Below are 23,215 nucleotides of genomic sequence, written 5' to 3' on the forward strand. Positions count from 1 at the left end.
GCGCGCCGCCTCATTCGTCGTCGACGTCCTCGATGTCCTGCGCGCGCCCGGGCGCGTCGCCTCATTCGTCGTCGGTGTCCTCGTCGTCGTCATCGTCGTCGTCGTCGTCGCCCGAGATGGCGTACGCGCGGCTCGCGTTGACGAGCTCCTTGAGCTCCTTGCCGACCTTGAAGAACGGGAGCCGCTTGGCGGGCACGGGCACCGGCTGGCCGGTGCGCGGGTTCCTGCCGCTGTACGGCTTGTACGGCCTGACCGTGAAGCTACCGAACCCGCGGATCTCGATGCCTTCGTTGCGCTGGAGCGCCTGCGTCATCGCGTCGAAGACGCAGTTCACCACGAGCTCGGCTCGAGCTTTGGTGAGCTCGCCCCGTCCCGCGATCGCGTCGATGAGCTCGCTTTTCGTCATGGTCCACCTCCCCCACCCGAGCGGACCGCCGCCGGCGCGCGGCTTGCCGCCTTCCACTGCAAAGCTCCAGGGGCTGCGCCGGTCCAGGAGCCGCATGACAACAGAATCCTATGAAAAGCTCGCATGTTACGGGACTAGCGGTCAACCGAATTCCCGCCCGCGACCGAGACCGCATCGAGCGCGAAAAGGCCTCCGGTCGCGGGGCGGTCCGGGCCCCCCGGAGCGCGCTCGGCGGCGGCGGCGGCGGCGGCCTTCCCGCGCGCGTCGTGCAGGTCTCCGTCCTCGCGCGCGTCCCTGCGCGAGAGGGAGAGCTCGATTCCGACGGCGTCCTCGGGGATCGGGTGGGGCGGGAGCTCGGCGCAGGCGAGCGGCGCGCCGGGGGCGTCCGCTGTGGCGGGCTCGACCTGCCAGACGTGGAGCAGGGCGCCGTCGACGACGAGGCGCACCTCGCCCGCGCCGTCGCCCGAGACCGCCACGCGCGGGCTGATCCGGGCGCCGCGGAGCCACGGGGCGGGCAGGCCGACGCGGACGACGGCCTCGCCGCTCGCCGCCGCGTGCACCGCGAGGAGCCGCCCTCCGGACGCGCACGTGCCGCCGGCGTGCTCGGGCAGCGCCCAGGCGCCGCGCTGGGCGCGCGGCGGCCACAGCGACTCGCCCTCGATGAGGTGCTCGCGGGGCGGCGCGGCGTCGAAGGCGAGCGGCGCGATCGAGACCGACGCGAGGCCGCCGCCGTCCGGGATCGCGAAGCCGTAGCGGTAGGCGGGGGGGCGGCCGCGGGCCTCCCAGGCCATCCGGTCGATCGCGTCGCCGCGGTAGCGCAGCACCGCGACGTCGCTCGGGGCGGGGTCGAAGCCGAGGTTGAAGCCATGGTCCGTGTCGACGAACACGAGGCCGCGCGCGACGCCCGCGCGCGCGACCGCGGCGGGGTCGAACATGGGCAGGCCGCCCTCGCGATCGCGGAGCGCGGCGTGGTCGAAGCCCGCGCGGAAGGCGAAGCCGGCGAGGGGGAGCGCCGCCGCGAAGAGCGCGGTCGGGACGAGCGACCCCGGGAAGAGCGCGCGCAGTCGTCGCGCGAGGCCGCCGCGCGAGGCCGGCGACCCCGCGCGCTCCGCGAGCGCGGCGCAGGCCATGGCGGCGAGGACGTGCTCGACCGGCAGCACGTCGGCGAAGAAGCGAGCGCCGCCGCCGGGGTAATTGCCGTCGAAATAGAAGGGCGCGTAGGCGGCGATCTGGAGGAGCGGGGCGACCGCCAGGGCGCGCGAGCGCGGCCGCCGGAGGGCGAGCGCGGCGCCGGCGATCACGAGCAGCGCCAGCGGCTCGGCGTTGAGCGCGTCGACGAGGTGGAGCTTCAGGCGGCGCAGCGTCGTGCCGGCGGCGGCAAGAAAACCGTATCCTTCCGATAGGTTATGACGGACGAAGTCGCCGTGCTCGCCGAGGCAGCCGACGCCGGCGCCGAAGCCGTAGCGAAAGCAGCCGAGCGGGCCGTCGGAGAGGGCGTAGTAGGCGCTCTGCGACGAGGCGAAGGCGCCCGTCGCGGCGCGCTGGTGCATGGCGAGCAGCGCGAGGCCGGGGAGGGCGCCGATCGCGAGCGCGGCGGCGAGCCTCCCGAGCCGCGGCGACGGGCGCGGCGCGGGAAGCTCGCCGCCGCGAGGGCCGGCCGCGGCGCGGCCCGGCGCGCTGCCCGGCAGCAACACGAAGAGCAGCGCCGCGGCGAGGGCCAGCGCGCTCGGCGGGCGCGTCGCCGCGAGCCAGCCGGCCGCGAGGCCGGCGAGCGCGGCGGCGCCGACGGCCGGATCGAGCCGCCTCCTCGGGGCCCCCGCCGGGGGGATGGCGCGGGCGTGGTCGAGCGCGCGCCGCGCCGACGCGAGCGCGACCGTGAAGCAGAGGGCCGCGAGCCCGTGCGACATCGTGTCGGCCGTGTGGTAGCGGAGCGCGGCGCAGAGCGCCGAGAAGAGCGCGGCGAGGAGCGGCACGAGGGGGATCCGCGCGGCGCTCCCGGCAGGGGCCGGGGCCTCCGGCGCGAACCGCGCGGCGAGGTCGTACGTGGCGACCGTCAGCGCGGCGGCGAGCAGGGGCCCGACCGCGAGCGGCGCGCCCGCGAGGAAGCCCAGCGAGAGGAGGGCGGGGTAGCCCGGCGGGAAGATCGCCGCGACCTCGCCCGCGCCTTGCTGAGCCGCCGCGCCGCTGCGGACGAGGAAGCGGCCGAGCACGGAGGCCTCCGGCTCATCGAGCGGCCACGCGAGGTACCCGGCCGCCATGGCGCGCGCCTCGAGCCAGTAGCTCGTCGCGTCGATGATGCGGGGGCCGCCCCGCAGGTAGACCGCGATGTACGCGGCCGAGATCAGCGCAGCGACGAGCGCGAGGGCTGCGGCGACCGCGACGCCGGGGCGCACGGACGCCTGGCCGGAGCGCGCGACGGCGGGCGAGCGGCCGCGGCGGAGGAGCCAGGCGCCGGCGAGCAGCGCGGCGACCGAGAGCGCGAGCGCGATCCACTGCGCGGGGTCGCGGGGCAGGCCGGCGCGCACGTCACGGCCCGGCGAGCGAGCGCGGCTCGGAGCGCGCGGCGCGCTCGAGGACCCAGAGGTGGTGATCGATCCACTCGCCCTCGACCGGCGTGAGCGTGAGCGTGAACGTCTCGGGCAGCCCTTCGGGCAGGTCGAGCGACGCCTCGGTCCAGCCCTCGCTCTCGCGGATGGCGAGCTGGCCGAGCTCCCGGCCGTCCGCGGTCGCGCGGATCACGGCGGGGCGGGGCGCGGCGGTGCGGATTACGAGCCTGCCCGGGCCCACGCGCGGGGCGCGCAGGCGGGCCGTCTCGCTCCTGCCGCCCGGGATGACGCGCCCCGCGTCGAAGCGATCGCGCCCGGATCCGTGCGGATCCGGCAGGACGCTGAAGCCGACGAAGCCGGCCTGCGGCTGCGGGAAGGTGTAGCCGTGCGCGCGCTCGCTCACGAGGTCGGCGACGTCGAGCTCGTCGAGGACCTGCTCGCCCGCGCGCATCGACGCGGGCGGCTCACCGTGCGCCAGCGGGCTCCAGTCGGCCTGGTAGATGACCTTCTCGGCGCCGCCGCAGATGACGTTCCCGAAGACGGGGATCCCGACGATCCGCTTGCCGAAGATGGCCGGGAGCTCGCCCCACCAGGTCGGATAGATGGCCAGCGCGTCGGGGCGGTCCTCGGCGGGGATGCGCTCGATGAGCTCCAGCGACGCGCCGAGGCCGTGGACGCCCGCGCGCGCGAACGGGAGGTCGTGGTAGCCGCCGAGCCCGATGAGGTCGAGCCCGGGCCGGTCCGACGCGTAGAGGAGCGCGCCCGCGTCGCCGACGAGGACGCGGCGCACGTCGAGCTGGGCGAGGACCTTGCCGGCGACGAGGTGCTGATCGCGGATGTTGCGGCTGGCGCGGCCGAAGAACCAGATCTGGTCGCGCATCCTGGGCAGCTGGTGGACCCAGAAGAGCGCGGCGAGGGCGAGGGCGAGCGCGACGCGCGCGCCCCAGAGGCCGCGGGCCGGGCGGCTCGTTTCGCCCTTTTCGCCGCCCGTTTCGCCGCCCGTTTCGCCGCCCGGCGCGGTCCATGCGGCCCGCGCGACGAGCAGCGCGAGCCCCATCGCCGCGAGCACGAGCAGCCAGGCGACCGAGGGCATGGTGTAGCGCTCGTTCTGCCAGCGCACCTGGCCGTTCAGGGCCACCAGCGCGAGCCAGCCGGCGACCTGGACCCAGAGCAACGCCGCGATCCCGCGCGTCCTGCGCGAGGCGAGGGGGACGAGCGCGAGGGCGGGGACGAGCCACCCCCAGGGCAGGGCGTCCGAGAAGTGGTGGTTTGTGTTGCGGCCGATGACGTAGCTGACGAGGGAAGTGTACGTGTCCCACTTCTCCTGCGACGTCATGTACGGGTTGTTCAGCGCGAGCTTGGCGATGGCGCCGCTCGCCGCCCACTCGCCGGTGAACACGCGGTTGGCGACCGCCTGGGCGACGCACACGATCGCGCCGGGCACCGACGTCCGGAGCAGGGTCGCGATCGCGGCGCGCGCGCCGTGGGCCCGCCCCACGGCCACGGCCGCGTAAACGCCCAGGGCCGCGACGCAGACGACCGACTCCGGCCGGGTGGCGTAGAGGAGCGCGCCGGCGAGGCCCGCGGCCCAGCCGAGGTGGGCGAGGCGCGCCGGCGGCGCCGCGACCCGCTCTCCAGCGCCGGCCGGCCCGCGCGGCGCGCCGGCCGCGCGGGCGACCGAGAGCGCGGCGAGGGTGGCGAGGGCCCAGACGCCGAGGTGGAAGGCGTTCTCCATCCCGCTGAACAGCGACCAGTCGAGCGCGCCGATGGAGAGCGCCACGGGCGGCAGCAGGTACTTCGCCCAGCGCCCGATCGGCTCCAGGAGCCGCGCGCCGACGAGCAGGAAGCCGAGGGTCGAGACGCACGCGACGATCGCCGCCCATTGCATGAGCAGGAGGCCGCGGAAGCCGATGAAGTAGCCGAACGCGAGGACGAACGGATAGCTCAGGCTCGTGTTCCCGCTCGAGAAGCCGTTGCCCTCGGACCACTCGAACGGGTACCCGCGCGCCGTGGCGCGGGCGTAATCGAAGTGGATGAAGACGTCGTCGAGCGGCGCCGACCACATGCCGCCCGTCTGCTGGTGCATCGCGCTGTAGAACGCGACGGCGGCGTAGAGCACGCATGCGCCCGCATAGACGGCGAACAGGATCGGATCGATGCGCGGCCAGGCGGCGACCAAGCGATCGAGCCGGCCGGGGAGCGTTGCCGGGCCGGCGCCCTGCGAGGCCGCGGCCTCCATTTCGCCGGGGGAGTCGCTGCTCGGCCGGGACGGAGGCGCAGCTCCTCCGGGCGGCGCGGAGGGCACGGGATCGGCGCTGGACGGTGACACGCGGCTCTTTTACACGACTTTCGCGCGGCCCGAGCCCGCGGTGCCCCTCCCCGGGGAAAGCCGCGCGGGGGAGGAGCCGGATCCAGCGAGGAAGAGCCTGCCGCCCATGTCCGGGGTTGGCGGTCGGTCCTCCCCTGTGCGTCCGGCGACGATGGAATGATGGTCCGGTCATCATTCCATGATGACGGGATCAGCATCCCTGGGTGGCCTGGCCATCCCCAAGGATGGCCGCGCCACCTTTCGAGATTGGCTGCGCTACCTTCGTGAATTTCCAGGCCCTACGCGCAACCAATCCCGATGGACATGAGCGAGGAGACAAACATGAGGGGTTCTCGACGCAGCACCTGCGCTGCGGGTGCTGTCTCGGCCGTCCACTTCGCCTTGCTTCTCTCGTTCGTCGGGTGTGGGAGCAACTCGGGCAGCGGATCGGGGGGCGGCGGAGCCGGCGGCAGCGGGCCAGGGGGCGGCGAGCTCGGCGGCAGCGGGCTCGGGGTCGGCGGAGCCGGCGGTAGCGGGCCCGGGGGCGGCGAGCTCGGCGGTAGCGGCCCCGGGGGCGGCGGGCTCGGCGGTAGCGGGCCCGGGGTCGGCGGAGCCGGCGGTAGCGGGCCCGGGGGCGGTGGAGCCGGCGGTAGCGGGCCCGGGGTCGGTGGAGCCGGCGGCAGCGGTCCAGAGGGCGCTGGCGGCGCTGGGGGGACCGAGTCCGGCTGCACCGGAGGCGAGCCGTGTGTGTGTACTCCGGGAGCGACAGTTGCCTGCTACACCGGTTCAGAGGGGACGCAAGATGTGGGGATCTGTGCGGCGGGCATCGCCGTCTGTGAGCCGGGCGGTCAGGGTTACGGGCCCTGCGCCGGGCAGGTCGTGCCTCGCGCCGAGGACTGCGCGACACCGGAGGACGAGGACTGCGACGGTCAGCCTTCCTGCGGACTCAGGGCTGCGTGGGCCAGGAGCTTCGGCGGTTCGATGGCCTGGGATGTGGCGAGCAACAGCACGGGAGACATCGGCCTCCTCGGCTATTCCAGCACCGGCGTGGACCTGGGCGGCGGTACGCTTCGAGGGGGGGTCATCGCGAAGTTCGACGGAGCCGGCACCCACCTCTGGAGCAAGGGATTCAGTCTCCCCACGAGCGGCCCCGTGATCGCCATGAACCATGCCGGCATGGTGACCGTCGCAGGCTCCTACCAGTCCGAGATGGTCATCGACGGCGTCCGGCTCGTCAACGGCAGCGGCAGTTCGGACATCTTTGTCGCGAGCTTCGATCCGACCGGAAACCTTGCCTTCGCCAGGAGGTTCGGAGGCGCGGGCTACGATACCTGCTCCGGGATCGCGATCGATGAAGAGGGGAACATCCTCATCACAGGACGATTCACCGGGACCACCGATCTCGGGGGCGATTCTATCACGAGCGCCGGGAGTACGGACATCTACGTGGCGATGCTCGACCCGGCAGGCAATCACATCTTCAGCAGGGGCTTCGGCTCCGCGGGAGAGCAAGAAGGTCTGGGCGCGGCGTTCGACAGCGCGGGCCACCCGATCGTGATCGGCGCCTTCAGCGGCGTCCTGAGCCTTGGCGGCCCGCTGCTCGTGAGCACCATGCCGAAGGAGCCCTTCGCGGCGAAGCTCGACAGGCTCGGCGGTCACCTCTGGAGCAAGCGCTTCGAGGCGGAGATGAGGCTGATCCCTTCGTTGACCCTCGGGGTCGACAGGGTGGATAACCTCGTCATCTCCGGGCGGATCCAGGGCACCGCGGACCTCGGCGGCGGTCCGCTCGGCGGCGGGGCGAACGAGGTCTTCGTCGTGAAGCTCGATCCTGCGGGCAACCACCTCTGGAGCAGGAGCTTCACGGATTCGAGCGACAGGTGGTTTGAGCGCTCGGCCGTCGACGACGACGGAGGGGTGCTCGTCACGTTGCCGTCGGATGGCACGGTGGACTTCGGCAGCGGTCCGCTCACGAGCGCCGGGGGTAGCGACATCTTCGTCGCGCGGCTCGATCAGGGGGGAAACCTCCTTCGTGGCGAGCGGTTCGGTGCGGAAGGCGATGACTCCGCGCTTGCGGCCGCCTTCGGGGCCGGGAGCGCGCTCCTGGCGGGCAGCTACTCGACCGCGTTCGACTTTGGCGGCGCCTCGATGCTCGGCGGCAGCGCACAGAGCCTCTTCCTCGTCAAGCTCGCGCGCTAGCCGGACGGGGATGACCAGGAACGTGGCAACGGCCTGACAGGCGCGCGGCGCCGCGAGCAAACGGTGCTGGAGGGCAATGGCATCCTCCACATGCGCGCCGGGTTCATCAATCTCTCTTGGAGGATGGATATGACATCCCGGTTTCAAAGATCAGGTGGGTTCGCGTTGGCAATCGTGACCCTGGCCGCGTGCACAGACCCGGCGGGCGGCGGTGGAAGCACCGTGAACGCGGGCGCAGACGCGACCGGCACAGGCGGCTCAGGCGGCACAGGCGGTTCAGGCGGCACAGGCGGCACAGGCGGCACAGGCGGCTCAGGCGGCTCAGGCGGCGCGGACGGCATAGGCGGCGCGGGCACAGGCGGCGCGGACGGCACAGGCGGCGCGGGCACAGGCGGCACAGGCGGCACAGGCGGCGCGGGCGGCACAGGCGGAACGGGCGGCTCAGGTGCGGGCGGCGGCGCCGCGGTGTGCGCGCCGGAGACCACGGCGCGCTGCTACGCCGGGCCCGCTGGCACAGAGGGCGTCGGGGTGTGCCGGGCCGGCGTGGCGGCGTGCAACGCCGGGGGCACGGCGTTCGGCCCGTGCGAGGGCGAGGTGCTCCCGTCCGCCGACGACTGCGCCACCCCGGAGGACGAAGACTGCGACGGAAGCCCCGCCGCCTGCGACGGCGCCCTCCTCTGGAGCAGGACGCTCGGCGCGCTGGACCTCCCTCAGCGGATCACGAGCTTCGGCGCGGCCAATGCAGGTCGCGTGGTGGCCGGCCATTTCCAAGGCGACATCAAGATCTCCGACGATCGCAATGAGCCCGCGACCTTCGGCCTGAAGACGAGCCAGGGAGGCTACGATATCTTCCTCGGAGTGGGCACCGAGACGCAGCGCTATGGCGGCGCGGGCGATCAGCTCTGCAACAGCGTCGCGGTGGACGCCCGCCGCAACATCTTCATGACCGGCTCCTTCGACGGAGCGCTCGATTTCGGGGGCGGGCGCCTCGCGAACGCCGGCGGCAAGGACATCTTCCTCGTCAAGCTCAGCGGCGGCCAGCACCTCTGGAGCAAGCGCTTCGGCGGCGCGGGCGATCAGGAGGCGATCTCCGCCACGCTCGACGATCTCGGCAACGTCTTCGTCGTCGGCGACTTCGAGGGGATCGTCGACTTCGGGGGCGGGCCCCTGGTGAGCGGCGGCGGCAAGGACATCTTCGCGGCGAAGTGGAGCGCCGCCGGCGACCTGCTCTGGAGCCGCAGCTTCGGCGGGCCAGGCGAGCAGCGCGTCGCGCGTTCGCCCCGCAACGTGGGCGGCAACCTCGTCTTCACCGGCTCGTTCGAGCAGACGATCGACTTCGGGGGCGGCCCGCTGGCGAGCGCCGGGGGCAAGGACGTGTTCGTGGCGAAGCTCAGCGACGCCGGCGAGCACGTGTTCAGCCGCCGCTACGGCGGGCCTTCCGACCAGGAGGGGCTGGGGGTCGCGACGGTCGGCTTCGCCGGGCACGTGCTGCTCACCGGCTGGTTCGAGGGATCGATCGATCTCGGGAGCGAGCCGCTGGCCAGCGCGGGCGGCAAGGACGCCTTCGTGGCGAGGCTGGACGGCGCCGGCAACCTCCAGTGGGGCCGCGGCTTCGGCGACGCCGACGACCAGAGCGGCGTCGCCGTCGTCCTGGAGGAGGGAGGCGACGCGCTCGTGACCGGCTCGTTCCGCGGCACGGTGAGCTTCGGCGGCGAGCAGCTGGTCAGCGCGGGCGGACTCGACACGTTCGTGGCGAGGTTCGACGCGTCCGGCGCGCACCAGTGGAGCCGGCGATTCGGGACGGAGGATGACGACGTGGTGATGGACATCGCGATCGATGTGCCGCCTTCCATCTTGGCCTACATCGCCGGCTCGCAGTGCAGCGGCGCCGAGCCGGGCTGCGGCGCGCCCCTCGGGCCTGGCCACGACGCCTTCATTCAATCCTTCGATGTCAGAAGAGGCGAAGTGGGTGAGCTCTCCACGTTCGGAGATCATCTCCAGAGCCATGGGCTGTCCCGCGTGGCGGCCGACCCCTCAGGCAACGTGCTCGCAACGGGGGCGTTCCGCGGGCTCGCCGACCTCGGCGAGGGGATCGTCTCCGCCAGAGGCAACGATTACGCGAGCTTCGTGGCCAAATACGATGACGCCGGGAATCTCCTCTGGCACAGGATCTACAACGCCTCCGCCATCGGGGGCACGCTCGCGACGGACGCGTCGGAGAACGTGCTCTTCACCAACCATTACAACACGGGGGACGGCGTCCTCATCAAGCTCGACGCCTCCGGGAATCACGTATGGGGCACGGTGTTCAACGGGGTGGCCCGCTATGAGCTCGCCGTCGATCTCGCGGGTAACTCCGCGATCGCGGGGCTCACGGGCTATTCCTACCCGGACACCATGGACATCGTCGTCATGAAGTTCGACGCGTCCGGTAACGCCGCGTGGCGCCGGCGCTTCGCCAACGGACGGACCCAGGAATCGGTCCACGTCGCGCTGGATCCGGCGGGCAACGTGATCCTCACCGGCACCTTCAGCGGCCCGCTCGATTTCGGTGGAGGATCGCTGCCAGGCTCGTCCAGCGGCGACATGTACCTCGTGAAGCTCGATCCAGCGGGCGGTCACCTGAGCAGCCGGCTCGTTCGAGGCGCCAAGTGCAGCCTGGCCGGCCTCGACGGCGCTGGAGGCATGGTGATGCTGTGCAAGCTGGACGGGACCGCGGACTTCGGCGCCGGCCCGCTCCCCGCGGGCAACGCGCTCGTGAAGCTCGACGCCGCGGGCAACCTCCTGTGGAGCAAGCCCACGAGCAGCGAGCACCGCGCCTCGACCATGTACATCGGCGCTGGCGGCGAGATTTTCATGAGTGGCAGTTGTTTCGACAGCATGATCCTCGGCGACGTCGCTGTCCGTTGCGATCGAGACCTGTACGTCGCGAAGCTCGACGCGGCAGGCAATTACCTCTGGAGCCACACGTTCGGCGGCCAGGAGCAGCCATGGCGCGTGAGCTGCGCCGGCGACCCCGACGGCAACCTCATCGCAGGCGGGACCTTCTCTGGCCGCCTGGGCCTGGGGAGTGGGCCTGTCGGCAGCGTGGGGTGGGCCGAAGGCTTCCTCGCGAAGTTTGCTCACTGAACGCCCGTTCGGGCGGCAGACCCTCGCCGAGGGACGCGCCCTCGTCGCCCCGCCACAGGGGTGGATCAGAGGGCGAGTGGATATGCAGAGTCGAACCTCGCACGTTGTCGGCCGGGCTGGAATCGCCGTCCTTCGCAGCGGATGACCTGATGAGGTGACGATCCCCGAGGCTGCGCGGACCCTTCGACCGCAGGGCCGTGGGCGCCCGTCGGGCTCGACGGGAACCCCGGCGGCCGTTCAGTGACCGCGCGGGTCCGTCTGTGGCGCCTGGCCGCGCGGCGGCGCGATCTCAGGATAGGCCGGATTCTTCGTTCCCGCCGAGGTTGGAGAATATTTCGGCGCTGCCTCCAAAGGCCGCCCTCGCTCCCGAGGGTGGCCAGCGCGTTGACCCATCTCGTGGGCGTCTAGTAGAAAGATCGTCGCGCCACAGCGCGCGACCCGGTCGGCGCCAGCGCGGATGGGAACCGCAAACGATGCGTTGGTTCGTCGAGATCTCGTCACTAGGGCAGAACGCACCGCCGACCAGGAAGGTGTGCGTCGAGGCCCCGCAGTGGCAGCCCGCGCTGCAGAAGGCCCGGGCGTTCCGCGGCGATGGCGGGCCGCTCAACGATTTCTCCGTGGACCTGCTGGAGAGCGGCTACCGAGCGATCGACCCGGCGACGCGCGTGCGGTACGTCGTGCAGCGCGCGCCGGACGACGAGGCGCTGACGGACGGGCTGGACGCCCCGGCGGGCGCGCCTCCGGCCGGGGCAGCGTCTCCCACGCCCGCCGATCCGGGGGCGCGTCCGCCGTGGAAGCGTCCGGCGGCAGCCACGGTCCCGTACATCTCGATGGGGACCGCGCTCCTCGTGCCGGAGCCGGCGGGCGCGGCGGCGCAGGCGGCGAAAGGCGGAGAGGCCGCGCCGGAGCGGGACGCCGCGCCGGAGCGGGACGCCGCGCCGGAGCCGGCCCCGAGCGCGCTGCCTCCGTTCGAGCTCGTGTCGCAGCGCGAGGAGAACCCGTCCGAGCGCTCACCGCTCACGTACCGAGAGCTCGTCTATGCGGTCCCGACGGGTACTCCGCGCGATCTCGTGAACGCGCTGCTGCTCGACCAGCTCGAGAAGGCACGGGAGCTCATCGACGACGCGCGCCCGGGCAAGTTCATCCATATCGCCGTGTTCGATCACGCCTTCCGCGGCCGGCCTCAGCGCAGCCCGCTCGCGACGCTCGCCTGGAAGGACTGGAGCTCGGCGGAGCCCGTGATCCAGTTCCGCCCGCGCACCGGCGCCACCACACCGCCGCCGGCGGCGGCGCCTCCGGCCGACGCCTCGCCTCCCCCCGCCGCGCCTCCGGCCGACGCGTCGCCTTCTGCCGTCGCGCCGCCGGTCGCCACGCCGGCGGCGGCGCCTCCGGCCGACGCGTCGCCTTCTGTCGTCGCGCCGCCGGTCGCCACGCCGGCGGCGGCGCCTCCGGCCGACGCGTCGCCTTCTGTCGTCGCGCCTCCGGCCGCCGCGCCTCCGGCCGACGCCTCGCCTCCCCCCGCCGCGCCGCCCGAGGAGCCGAGCGGGCTGCCTCGTCCCGAGGCCGCTCCGGCGTCGGCCGCGATCCCCGTCCCCGCGCCGAGCCAGCCGCCGCGGAGGCGCTCCTCCTTCCCGCCCAGGAGCGGGCGCCTCTCCGGCGACGACCTCATCGCCGAGCTGTTCGAGGCGTGCAGCGACCTGCACTTCCTCCAGGACACGCTCGCCGGCGCCGACTTCATCCTCGCGCTCACGCTCGACAAGATCCCGTGCGCCCTCGGGCTCGTGTCCATGTTCGACATCAACCGGCGCGAGTTCGTCGTCGTCCGGCAGTACGGCGGCAAGAACGCGCTCCTCGCCAGGGTGTCCGAGCGGTCGCCGCTCGCGCTGGCCGCCATGCGGTCCAGGCGCGCCGTCGTGGTGCCCGACGCGTCCAAGGACGAGCGCGTCATGGACGACCGGTGGAAGGCGATCGGCGTCGAGCCCCGGAGCGTCATCTGCGCGCCGGTGGAGATCGCGGGCCGCTACCTCGGCCTCCTCGAGATCGGCAACCCGCTCGACGGCAAGCCGTTCTCCGAGAGCGACGGCAACGCGCTCACCTACATCGGCCAGCAGTTCGCCGAGTTCGTCGGGGCGCGCGGCGTGGTCCTCGACCCCGGCCTCGTGACCGCGGGGGCGAAGAAGGCCGCCCGCTAGCGGAGCTCAGCGATGGACCTCCTCCCCTCGGCCGGGCAGCGCCATCGCGTCCCGTACTTCGCCCTCGTCCCCGCCATCGTCGTCGCCGTGCTCGTCCTCGGCGGGATCGCCCTGCGCACCACGCTGCAGATCGAGAAGGCCCGCCAGCAGACCGTCTTCGACGCGACGCTCACCCTCGCCGACGAGCGCGTCGACCGGCTCGACAAGCTGATCATCGCCCAGGACAACGTCGTCGCCGCGCACGTCGACGTGGCGAACCTCTCGGTCATCGCGCGGAGGTGGCTCCCCACCGCGGCCCGCGAGACGCCGACCGTGCGCGCCATCCTGGTCCTCGACATGGACCACGAGGCCCACGACGTGCTCGCGTTCGCCTCGCGCGGCGCGTCCGGCCGGGAGGACGACGCCTTCCGCAAGCTCCTGCTCGCGCGCCTCGTGCCCCAGATGAACTTCTCCGGCGACGCGACCGAGCTGCGCCACCTCCACCACGTCATCGACCAGCAGAGCTTGCTCGTGAGCTACTGGCAGCGCGAGCACCTCGGGCGCCGGTATCTCGTGGTCGCCTGGCACGAGGTGCCGCGCCTCGTCCACGAGGTGATGCCCCGGCTCTTCCGCGACCTCGATCGAGAGAAGAGCCGGATGAACGTCATCGACGAGGAGGGCCGCATCGTGTTCGGCCCGCCCATCATCGGCGGCGAGTTCACGGTCGGGCGCCCGTTCCCCACCACGCTCTACAACTGGCGCCTCCAGATGGCGCTCACCACGGCCGAGGAGCTCGGCGAGAAGGTGGAGCGGCAGCGCCTGATCGAGATCCTGATGGTCGGCTTCTCCGCCCTTGTCGCCCTGGCCGGGCTCGCGATCGTTGTGCTCGCCTCCGTGAACGAGCGGCGGCTCGCGGCGCTGAAGAGCGACTTCGTCGCGAACGTGTCCCACGAGCTCAAGACGCCGCTCTCGTTGGTCCGCATGTTCGGCGAGCTCCTCCTCGGCGACCGCGTCCCCAACGACGAGAAGCGCCGCCAGTACCTGCAGATCATCGTGAGCGAGAGCGAGCGGCTCACCGCGCTCATCGAGAACGTCCTCGATTTCGCGCGGGTCGAGCGGGGCAAGGCCGCCTACGAGTTCGCGCGCGGGAGCGTCGCCGAGGTGGCGGCGCGCGTCGTCGACATGTACCGCTACCGCGCCGAGCGCGAGGAGATGACCGTGGAGCTGACGATCGCCGAAGGGCTGCCCGAGGCGCTCATCGACGCGCGCGCGCTCGAGCTCGCCGTCGTGAACCTGCTCGACAACGCGCTCAAGTACGCGAAGGACGGCGGCAGCGTCGCCGTCGCGGTCGAGGTCGAGGGCGGGGGCGGCGGGCGCCTCGCCGCGCTGACGCGCCAGGCGAGGCGCGTCGCCATCCGGGTGAGCGACCGGGGGCCTGGCATCGATCCGGACGAGCAGAAGCACATCTTCGAGCGCTTCGCGCGCGGGCGGCGGGCGAGCGAGCGGCAGGTGCGCGGCAGCGGGATCGGGCTCGCGCTCGTGAAGCACATCGCCGAGAGCCACGGCGGCGCCGTGCGGGTCGAGAGCCCGCTCACGGAGGACGGGCGCGGCAGCGCCTTCGTTGTGTCGCTCCCCGCGCTGGAGCACGACCGCGAGGCGCCGGAGCGGGCCGAGCCGCTCGCGGCCGAAGCCGCGCCGGGCGCGGGGGCGACGTGAGGGCGCGCGGGCGTGGCGGGAGCGGCGAGGCGGCCTCCCGGCGGAGCGAGACGGCCCCCCGGCGGAGCGAGACGGCCCCCCGGCGGGACGCCGCGCGGAGCGCCGCCCTGCACGCGGCGCTCGACGAGGTGCGCGCGCGGTGCGCCGTCGAGGAGCGCCGCGCGCAGGACCCGGTCTCCTTCGTTCACCGCTACACGGATCCGGCCGATCAGGAGCTCGTGGCGCTCATCGCCGCGTCGCTCGCCTTCGGCAACGTGAAGGCGCTGCGCGCCAAGATCGGCGAGGCGCTCGAGCGGCTCGGGCCGCAGATCGCCCTCATCGCGGACGACGCCCGGGCCGTCTCGGCGCGCCTGCGCGGCTTCCGGCACCGCGTCTACCGCGACCGCGATCTCGCGGAGCTCCTCGTCGGCGCGCGGCGGGTGCAGCGCGCCTCGGGCTCGCTCGGCGCCGCCTTCGCGGCCGAGCTCTCGCGCGGCCGCGACCTGCGCCAGGCCCTCGGCGCATGGGTGCGCGCGATCCGGCGCGCGGGCGGCCTCGACCGGCGCCTCGACGACCGCGGAGCGGCGCACATCCTCCCCGACCCCGAGAAGGGCAGCGCCACAAAGCGGCTCATGCTCCTGCTGCGGTGGATGATCCGCCCCGCCGACGGCGTGGACCTCGGTCTGTGGCCGGTGCCCCCGTCCGCCCTCCTGATCCCCGTCGACACCCACATCCAGAAGCTCGGCTACAACATCGGCCTCACCGACCGCAGGGGAGCCACCTGGAAGACGGCCGAGGAGATCACCGCCTCCCTACGCGCCTTCGATCCGGCCGACCCGGTCAAGTACGATTTCGCCCTCTGCCATCTCGGCATGCTCCAGCAGTGCCCGTCGCGGCGCGATCCGGTCCGCTGTCAGGGGTGCGGCGTGAAGCCCGTCTGCCGCCACTGGGACGAGTGAGCACGCCGTGCACAGTCGTTTCGTCCGGGACAACCGGCGACGCTGTGAGATAAAGCCGCGGAATCCTTCGGAATCGCATCCGATTTCAGTTTTGATTTTCAAAAATGAAATCTCGGCGAGATCCTTGCGCGGTAAATACCTGAAACCTGGCGTCCGACAGGTCGGCACGGAATCTGCTCTAAGGGTGGACGAGCGCCGTCGCGGAGACCTTCCCCCCCCAGGTCCGCGAGGCGCTTTTTTCATTTTGTTTCCAGCGGGCGCCAGGGCGCTTCCGCTGGTCGCGGCCACCGGCGCGGCAAGCAGAGCGCCGCAGCGGAGCCCCCCCGAGCTCCGCTGCAGCGCTCTGCTTGCCCCCCTCGCCCCGGGGCGCTTACGGGACCCTGTCCACTTCTCTCTTCCCCCGGGTCTTCTCCCTGCTCTTCTCCGTCCGATGCGACGCGCATGCCACGCCCCGGGCCGGCCGGGCTGGAACCTTTGTGCACGCCTGGGCTGAAGGTTTCACGCGGCTCGCCGCTCGGTTCTGGACACACGGCCATGCCTCCGCGCGATGCGAGACGGGGCAAAACAAGCCGCCGCCGACCTGCGCTTCCGTCAACAGCACTCGTCGAGGCCCGTTACGCGATCGAAGCGACGGAGTCGAGTCGAGCGCCAGGTGTGACTTTCTCGCGCGTTGAGAGCGATGATCGTGAAACAGGCTGTTCACATGGATTCATGATCATCCGGACCCGCGAGCGGTAAGCGGGCTCAGCCAGCGGCTGGCCTGCGCTCCGTCCTTGCGCCAAATTTGTCGAGATTGCTCGCATGCGAGGACGGCGGCAGCGGGTAGATTGGGCGTATGGTCTGGACATTCGGGGCTTACCTCCTGGTCGCGCTGGCGCTCGTGGTGCTGGGGGCGATCGGGCTGTGGGCGCACCTCTTTTACTGGGTCAAGCGGCTGACCTTCCCGCTCGAGTACAGCGTGGAAGAGGTCCTGCGGACCGAGGACGGCGCGCCGATCGAGATCCGCCGCGTCCCGGTCCCGCCCGGTGCGGCGGTGCAGCCGGACCTGCCGCCGATCCTCCTGGTCCACGGGATCGCCGCGAACCACAGAAACCAGGACATCCACCCCGACTACTCGCTGGCCCGACACCTCGCCACGCTCGGACGCGACGTGTGGCTGCTGACCTTGCGGAGCGGCCGCCTCCTCACCCGCCTTGAGCGCCGCAGCGTCCGCTTCTCGGCCATGGTCCGGTACGATCTGCCCTGCGCCTTCGACGCCATCCTGAAGCGCACCGGCGCCCGTTCGCTCGACTATGTCGGCTTCTCGATGGGCGGCATGCTCCTCTATGCCGCGCTGGGCCGGAGCGTGCCGGAGGGTCGGGTGCGCCGCGTCGTCGTCGTCGGATCTCCGGGCCGCTTCACCATGCCGACGCGCCTCATGCGCTTTCTGCCGGGCCGGCTGCTCCCGGGCGTGCCGCTCCGCTTCATGGCACGCAGCGTCGCGTTCGCCTCGGAGTGGCTGCCGACGCCGATTCACCACGCCGTGGCCAATCCGCGCAACGTGCCCCCCGGCGTCACGCGGATCGCGCTCGTCAACTGCATCGAAGACATCCCCGCTGCGCTGAACGCCGACTTCGCCGCCTGGCTGGCGAGCGACGGAGAGATCCGCGTGGACGGCGAGAGGGTCCTCGACGGCCTCGCGTCCGTCGCGGCGCCGGCCCTGTTCATCGCGGGCAGCGCCGACAGGATAGCCCCCGTCTCGTCGGTGCGCGCCGCGTTCGACGCGTGGGGGCGCGATCACCCGGAGACGCCGAAGCGGTTTCTCGTGCTCGGGCGCGATTTCGGGGCGCGGGAAGATTACGGACACGGCGACCTGGCTGTGGGCGCCTATACCGGCGTCGAGCTCTTCGAGCCGATCGCCCGCTTCCTCGGCCCGGAGCGGCAGCCCGAAGACGCCCCGGGGCCCGAGACGGGCGCTCCGGCGCTCGAGGCCATCCAGGCGCGTCAACCGACCTCCGACGAGGCCGATCCGCTGCCGGATGTCCCGGCCGCGTGACGCCTGTGTCCCGCGTGGTCGCCTCACGGGTTCCGCCGGGCCGCTCCTCGTGCGCGGCCCGAGCGCTCCATCTCACCGAGCCCCGTTCGCGCGCGTGGAGGTGGAGGTCGAACGAGCGCGCGCCCATGCGCGGGGATCCCTGATTGCAGAGCGAAAGCGAAGCGGCGTACCCTCGGAATGCCTCGAAGCCGCAAGGCGGACCGCGGATCCGCCAAAGGAAGTTCATGAGTCAACCCGGATCGCGCTCCAGGCTCGAGCGGTCGTCCACTGCGCTCTGGCTGACGGCAGCTGCCCTCCTCGCCTGCTCTGTGTCCTGCGCGCACCGAAGCCGCTCGAGCGTGCCGTGCGATGACGGCCTCGCGCTGTGCGGCGGCGCGTGCACCGACACGCAGGCCGATCGCGACAACTGCGGCGACTGCGACAGCGTCTGCGCGAGCGGGCAGCGGTGCGAGGCGGGGGAGTGCGTCGGCGAGGACAAGGGCGCCGGCGGGAGCGGCGATGACCTCGGTTCGAGCGGGACCGGCGGGGCGCTGTGCGCACCCGGCCTCGCGCTGTGCAGCGAGGGCTGCGTCGACCTCGACATCCACCCGCATCATTGCGGGGGCTGCGGCCAGGCGTGCCCGATCGGGCAGCCGTGCGAGGACGGCGCCTGCCGCTGCGACGCCGGCCTCGCGGCGTGCGACGGCGGCTGCGCGGACCTGTCGAATGATCCGCTGCATTGCGGGAGCTGCGAGATCCGGTGCGCCTTCAACCAGACGTGCATGGACGGGGCGTGCCTCTGCGACGAGGGCCTCACGGACTGCGGCGGCAGGTGTGTCGTTCTGGCGAGCGACCCGGCGCACTGCGGCGCGTGCGGCGCGGCGTGCGACGCGGGGCTGGTCTGCCAGGCGGGCACGTGCACCTGCGTCATCGGCGAGCACGAGGACCTCGGCTCGACGGTCCCGCAGGTCGTGAGGGGCACGACGCTCGACGCAGACACCTATTTCGGGCTCGCCTGCGTGGCCGCCGGCTCGACCGAGGTCGTCTACAGGTTCACGGCGGGCGAGGTCGGTACCTACACGTTCGATACCGCCGGGTCGAGCTACGACACCGCCATCGCCGTCCTCGGCTTCGCCGCCTGCGACGAGCTCGCGTGCAACGACGATCGCGGGAGGGCCGAGGCGGGCGCCTCGGTGGCCCTCGATGAAGGGGAGGGGGTCCTCGTCGTCGTGTCGGGCTACAACGGCGCGCAAGGCGACTTCGTTTTGAGCATCGACCGGGCGGCGCCGCCGGTCTGCCCGGTGGGCAACATCGATTCGACTCTCCCGCAGGCGGTCAACGGCGACACCTGGACGCTCGGCGATGCCCTCGTGCCGACCTGCGGCTCGCTCGACACCCCCGACGCGAGCTACACGTTCACCGCGCCGTACACCGGCAGGTACGTCTTCGACACGGCCGGCTCCTCGTACGATACCGTCCTCGAGCTGCGCAACGGGACCTGCGCCGGCCCGGTGATCTCCTGCAACAACGACAACACCTGGGCGGGCACGACGTCGCGCATCGTCGCGAGCCTCTCCGCGCGCCAGACGGTGGTCGCGATCGTCGATGGAATCGCCGGCGAGTCGGGGCCATTCACGCTCAATGTCACCGAGTACGTGCCGGCGCCGTGCCCGGAGCTCGTCCTCGGCACCACGTTCCCGCAGCGGGTGACGGGCACCACCGCGATCATGGATCGCGAGAGCGACCTCTCGGCGCCCTGCGCCGACGGCGCGGGCCCCGAGGCCACCTATGCGTTCACCGCGCCGGCGTACGCGCTCTACACCTTCGACACCTTCGGCTCCGCCTTCGACACGCTCCTCCACCTCCACGACGGCACGTGCAGCGGGCCGAGCCTCGGGTGCAACGACGACTCGTCCTATGTGCAATCGCAGGTGAAGGCGCTGCTCGAGGAGGGGCAGACGATCGTCGTTGTCGTGGACGGTTCCAGCAGGTGGGCCTCCGGCGCCTTCACGCTCAACGTGAGCCAGACCATGGCCCCTCCGTGCCCGCAGATCGATCTCGGGTCGGCGGCGCCTCAGACGGTGACCGGGACGACCGCGGAGGCGATAGACATCCTGCGCTCGACCTGCGGCGACGCCGGCGGCCGCGATGCGACCTACAGCTTCACCGCGCCAGTGGCCGGCACGTACCTCTTCGACACGTTCGGCTCGAGCTTTGATACGGTCCTCCAGATCTTGAATGGGAGCTGCAGGGGGACGTCGCTCGGGTGCAACGACGACTCGGGCGGCCTGCAGTCGCGTGTCTTCGCCGAGCTGACCGCCGGACAGACCGTCATCATCGGCGTCGACGGCATCGACGGCGTCGACACGAGCGCCGGCGACTACGTGCTCCACGTGGACCGGTTCCTCGGCCAGGGGACCTGCTCGACGGCGATCGACCTCGGATCGGAGCTGCCGCTCACAAGGACCGGCACGACGTCGAGCCACCCCAACCTGGTGGCGCCGACCTGCGGGGGCCAATCGAACGCTCCGGAAATGGTGTTCACCTACACTGCCCCGGTCAGCGGCAGGTACGTCATTGACACGAACGGCTCGTCGTTCGATACCATCCTTCACGTGCACACGAGCGGCTGCAAGGGCCTCGAGCTCGGCTGCGACGACAGCTCGGGCGGCTCCGGACCGTCGCGGCTCATTCGAAGGTTCAACGCCGGTCAGGTCATCACCGTGGTCGTCGACGGATACGGCGACGCGTCGGGCGACTTCACGCTGCACATCTCCCCCGCCGATCCGTGAGGATGCGCCGCGCGCGTCCTGAAGCCGGTCTGGCGGCGCTGCAATCCACCGTGCTGTGTTCGCCGCGGCGCCTGCGCGACGCGCGGCGAGCGCGACCCAGGCCGCGGCTCGATCCGCGTTGTGTCAGGCGAACCTCGCAGACGTCCAGCGCCCCCGCCCGTTGCGGATATCTCGGCCATGGGCGTATTCTGGCATGCGACTCGCTATCCGCTCCGCCTCGAACGGCCAGGTACCCCCAAGGATGGATATGAACAGATCCGGATTGCGCCCCAGGCCCGCCCTACCGTCCGCCGCGTTGCTCGTGGTCGCAGGGGTTGTCCTCGCGGCGTCCTGCGCCGAGAGCTCCAACGCGCCGAACCCGTGCACGGACGGGCAGTCGCAGTGCGACGGCGTGTGCGTCGAACTCCAGGCGAGCGATGAGCATTGCGGCGCGTGCGGCAACGCCTGCGAGGCGGAGCATCGCTGCGCGGAGGGCCGCTGCGTCGAGGACGGCGGGACCGACGCGTGCAGCGAAGACCAGGCCGAATGCGGCGGCCGCTGCGTGGACCTCGAGGCCGATCCGCGGAACTGCGGCGATTGCGAGGTCCAGTGCGCGACGGAGCAGGTCTGCGCCGACGGCGCCTGCGCCTGCGCCGGCGGCCTCACGGAGTGCGACGGCGCCTGCGTGGATGTGCTGAGCGACAGGACCCACTGCGGTACCTGCGAGTCCAGCTGCTCGCCCGCCCAGCTGTGCGTCGAGGGCGCCTGCGCCTGCTCCGAAGGTCTCGCGGCCTGCGGCGGCTCGTGCGCCAACCTGCAGACGAGCGAGCAGCACTGTGGCACCTGCGAGGCCGCGTGCGAGCGAGGGGCGGTCTGCCAGGAAGGCGCCTGCTCCTGCGTCATCGGCACGCCAGAAGCGATCGGCGGCACGTCCCCGCAGTCGGTGATGGGGACCACCGTCGCGGGAGAGTCGAGCTACGGGCTCGCGTGCGTGGCGGCCGGCTCGTCGGAGCGGGTCTACCTCTTCACGCCCGCCGAGACGGGGAGATACACGCTGGACACCTTCGGATCCAGCTTCGATACGGCCCTTGGCGTGGTGGGGGCGACCACCTGCGCTCAGCTCGCCTGCAACGATGACAGCGGGAGGCTCCAGTCCAAGGTCCGCGCGGTCATCGAGGCGGGTGAGCCGGTCTTGATCGTCGTGACCGGCTTCGACGGAGCGGAGGGCGACTTCACGCTCCACCTGTCGAAGGCCGGGCCGCCGGTCTGCCCTTCGGGGTCGGGGGATGTCGGCGCCACGTTCCCGAAGAGCTTCCACGGCGACACCGAGCTGCACGGCGACGCCATCACGCCGAGCTGCGGCTACGCGGGCGGCCCCGACGTGAGCTATACCTTCACGGCGCCGGCAGACGGGAAATACGTATTCGATACCTCCGGCTCCGAGTTCAACACCGTCCTGGAGCTGCGAGACGGCGCGTGCGGCGGCAAGGTGCTCGCCTGCAACGACGACTCGGGAGTCGGGTCGCGCTCGCGCGCCGCGGTGGAGCTCCGCGCCGGTCAGACGATCGTGGCGGTCGTCGATGGATTCGAGGCCGAGGGTGGGCGCTATGCGCTGAACATCGCCGAGTGGGAGCCGCCCCCGTGCCCCATGCTGGATCTCGGCTCGACTTACCCACAGTCGGTGGCGGGCAACACGTCGGGCCTCGACAACCACCTCCTGTCGCCCTGCTCCACGGGCGAGGGCCCCGAGGTCAGCTACAGCTTCACGGCGCCCGTCGACGGCCGGTATACATTCGACACGATCGGGTCGAGCTTCGACACGGTGCTCCACGTTCACGACGGCAGCTGCACGGGCCCCTCCCTCGGCTGCAATGACAATGGGATGGACTCGTCCCATGCGGTGGTGTCCACGCCGCTCTCGGCGGGACAGACAGTGGTTGTGGTCGTGGACGGCGAGCTCGAGAACTCGGGCGCCTACAAGCTCAACGTGAGCGGCATCCCCGCGCCCCTGTGCCCGGCGAACGAGCTCGAGTCGGCCGTCCCGCTGGTCGTGCCGGGGACGACCGGCGGCCTCGGCGACTTCGCGAACGCGCCCTGCGGCGTGCCCGGCGGCGCCGAGGCGACCTACAGGTTCGTCGCCCCGGTCGATGGAGTCTATCTCTTCGAGACGTTCGGTTCGAGCTTCGACACGGTCGTTCACGTGCACGACGGCGCGTGCGGCGGCCCGTCGCTCGGCTGCAACGACAACACCACGAGCCCACCGAGCCACCTGTCGCGGGTGGCGGTGCCGCTCGTCGCGGGGCAGGAGACCGTCGTCGTGGTCGACGGCTCCGGGCCGGCTGCTTCGGGCACGTTCACGCTCAACATCAACCTGTTCGACGCCGAAGCCACCTGCGCGAAGCCCATCGACCTCGGCTCGACGGTCCCGCAGACCGTGTCGGGCTCGACGTTGCTCCAGCCGAACTCGGCCGCGCCGAGCTGCACGACGTCGAGCGGCAACGACCGGGTCTACCGCTTCACCGCGCCGGCGGACGGGGCCTACCTCATCGACACGGTGTCCTCGACCTTCGACACCGTCCTCCACGTGCACGACGGCGACGGATGCACCGGCACCGAGCTCGCATGCAACGACAACGCGAGCGGGCTCGCCTCGCGGGTGAGCGTGACCCTCACCGCGGGCCAGGTGATCACGATCATCGGCGACAGCCGGTCGTCTTCGTCCGGCAACCTCGTGCTGCACATCAACGCCGAGCCCGAGCCCGAGCCCGAGCCCGAGCCCGAGCCCGAGCCCGAGCCCTAGACCAGGCCTGGCCGGTCGTGCATCGACCCGGAGGAGGAGGCGCAAAGGACGCCAAGGGACAAGAGGGTTAAAAAAATCTCTTCTTGGCGTCCTTGGCGTCTTGGTGGTTGAGGCCGCCCGCTGCGCCTCCTCGGCCGAGGGGCGAGCGGAGGAGGGCGAAGCTCGAGGCGCGGTGGGGGCAGGTGGACCGGCGTGGCGCGATGGATGACGGATGGCGGTG

The 23,215-nt window shown here is 72.1% G+C and carries 11 protein-coding genes; 8 read left to right on the plus strand and 3 right to left on the minus strand.

Annotated elements, in window-relative coordinates:
* Window positions 1-61: 61 nt before the first annotated feature.
* The 3 genes from WME75_RS03080 to WME75_RS03090 form a co-directional block, all read right to left on the minus strand.
* The gene (locus tag WME75_RS03080; RefSeq protein ID WP_434045391.1) at window positions 62-406 is read right to left on the minus strand and encodes an HU family DNA-binding protein; all 345 of its coding nucleotides are present in this window, start codon (window positions 404-406) and stop codon (window positions 62-64) included.
* 134 nt (window positions 407-540) lie between these two features.
* Window positions 541-2,931 carry a hypothetical protein gene (locus WME75_RS03085; protein WP_437486249.1) on the minus strand — a complete coding sequence of 797 codons (2,391 nt, stop codon included), beginning with the start codon at window positions 2,929-2,931 and terminating at the stop codon, window positions 541-543.
* 1 nt (window position 2,932) lies between these two features.
* The gene (locus WME75_RS03090) at window positions 2,933-5,281 is read right to left on the minus strand and encodes a hypothetical protein (protein ID WP_437486251.1); all 2,349 of its coding nucleotides are present in this window, start codon (window positions 5,279-5,281) and stop codon (window positions 2,933-2,935) included.
* Window positions 5,282-6,064: 783 nt separating this feature from the next.
* Between WME75_RS03090 and WME75_RS03095 the strand changes: the two genes are divergently transcribed.
* From WME75_RS03095 to WME75_RS03130, 8 genes are all read left to right on the plus strand, one after another.
* Window positions 6,065-7,456 (plus strand): SBBP repeat-containing protein, encoded by a 1,392-nt coding sequence (locus WME75_RS03095; RefSeq protein ID WP_437486252.1) that lies wholly within the window; start codon window positions 6,065-6,067, stop codon window positions 7,454-7,456.
* A gap of 165 nt (window positions 7,457-7,621) precedes the next feature.
* Entirely contained in the window at window positions 7,622-10,585 is a 2,964-nt protein-coding gene (locus WME75_RS03100) for a hypothetical protein (protein ID WP_437486254.1), read from the plus strand.
* Between the two features lie 530 nt (window positions 10,586-11,115).
* Complete coding sequence (locus WME75_RS03105) at window positions 11,116-12,777, plus strand: GAF domain-containing protein (protein WP_437486256.1); 1,662 nt, start codon at window positions 11,116-11,118, stop codon at window positions 12,775-12,777.
* 12 nt (window positions 12,778-12,789) lie between these two features.
* Complete coding sequence (locus WME75_RS03110; protein ID WP_437486258.1) at window positions 12,790-14,472, plus strand: sensor histidine kinase; 1,683 nt, start codon at window positions 12,790-12,792, stop codon at window positions 14,470-14,472.
* A complete protein-coding gene (locus WME75_RS03115; RefSeq protein WP_437486260.1) occupies window positions 14,469-15,410 on the plus strand; it encodes a TIGR02757 family protein in 942 nt (313 codons plus the stop codon). Before WME75_RS03110 ends, WME75_RS03115 begins: the two co-directional genes overlap by 4 nt.
* Window positions 15,411-16,245: 835 nt before the next feature.
* The gene (locus tag WME75_RS03120; protein ID WP_437486262.1) at window positions 16,246-17,445 is read left to right on the plus strand and encodes an alpha/beta fold hydrolase; all 1,200 of its coding nucleotides are present in this window, start codon (window positions 16,246-16,248) and stop codon (window positions 17,443-17,445) included.
* A 338-nt stretch (window positions 17,446-17,783) separates the two neighbouring features.
* Window positions 17,784-20,216, plus strand: coding sequence for an MXAN_6577-like cysteine-rich protein (locus tag WME75_RS03125; RefSeq protein ID WP_437486264.1), 2,433 nt, complete (start codon window positions 17,784-17,786; stop codon window positions 20,214-20,216).
* Window positions 20,217-20,463: 247 nt separating this feature from the next.
* Window positions 20,464-22,995 carry an MXAN_6577-like cysteine-rich protein gene (locus WME75_RS03130; protein WP_437486266.1) on the plus strand — a complete coding sequence of 844 codons (2,532 nt, stop codon included), beginning with the start codon at window positions 20,464-20,466 and terminating at the stop codon, window positions 22,993-22,995.
* Window positions 22,996-23,215 lie beyond the last annotated feature (220 nt).

It is taken from the genome of Sorangium sp. So ce1014 (assembly GCF_051521505.1).
Taxonomy (GTDB): Bacteria; Myxococcota_A; Polyangia; order Polyangiales; family Polyangiaceae; genus Sorangium.

What these genes read in the sequence shown, in the direction of transcription:
- WME75_RS03080 (WP_434045391.1), bottom strand. Translation starts at nt 406, where the DNA reads ATGACGAAAAGCGAGCTCATCGACGCGATCGCGGGACGGGGCGAGCTC.
- WME75_RS03110 (WP_437486258.1), top strand. Translation starts at nt 12,790, where the DNA reads ATGGACCTCCTCCCCTCGGCCGGGCAGCGCCATCGCGTCCCGTACTTC.
- WME75_RS03120 (WP_437486262.1), top strand. Translation starts at nt 16,246, where the DNA reads ATGGTCTGGACATTCGGGGCTTACCTCCTGGTCGCGCTGGCGCTCGTG.
- WME75_RS03130 (WP_437486266.1), top strand. Translation starts at nt 20,464, where the DNA reads ATGAACAGATCCGGATTGCGCCCCAGGCCCGCCCTACCGTCCGCCGCG.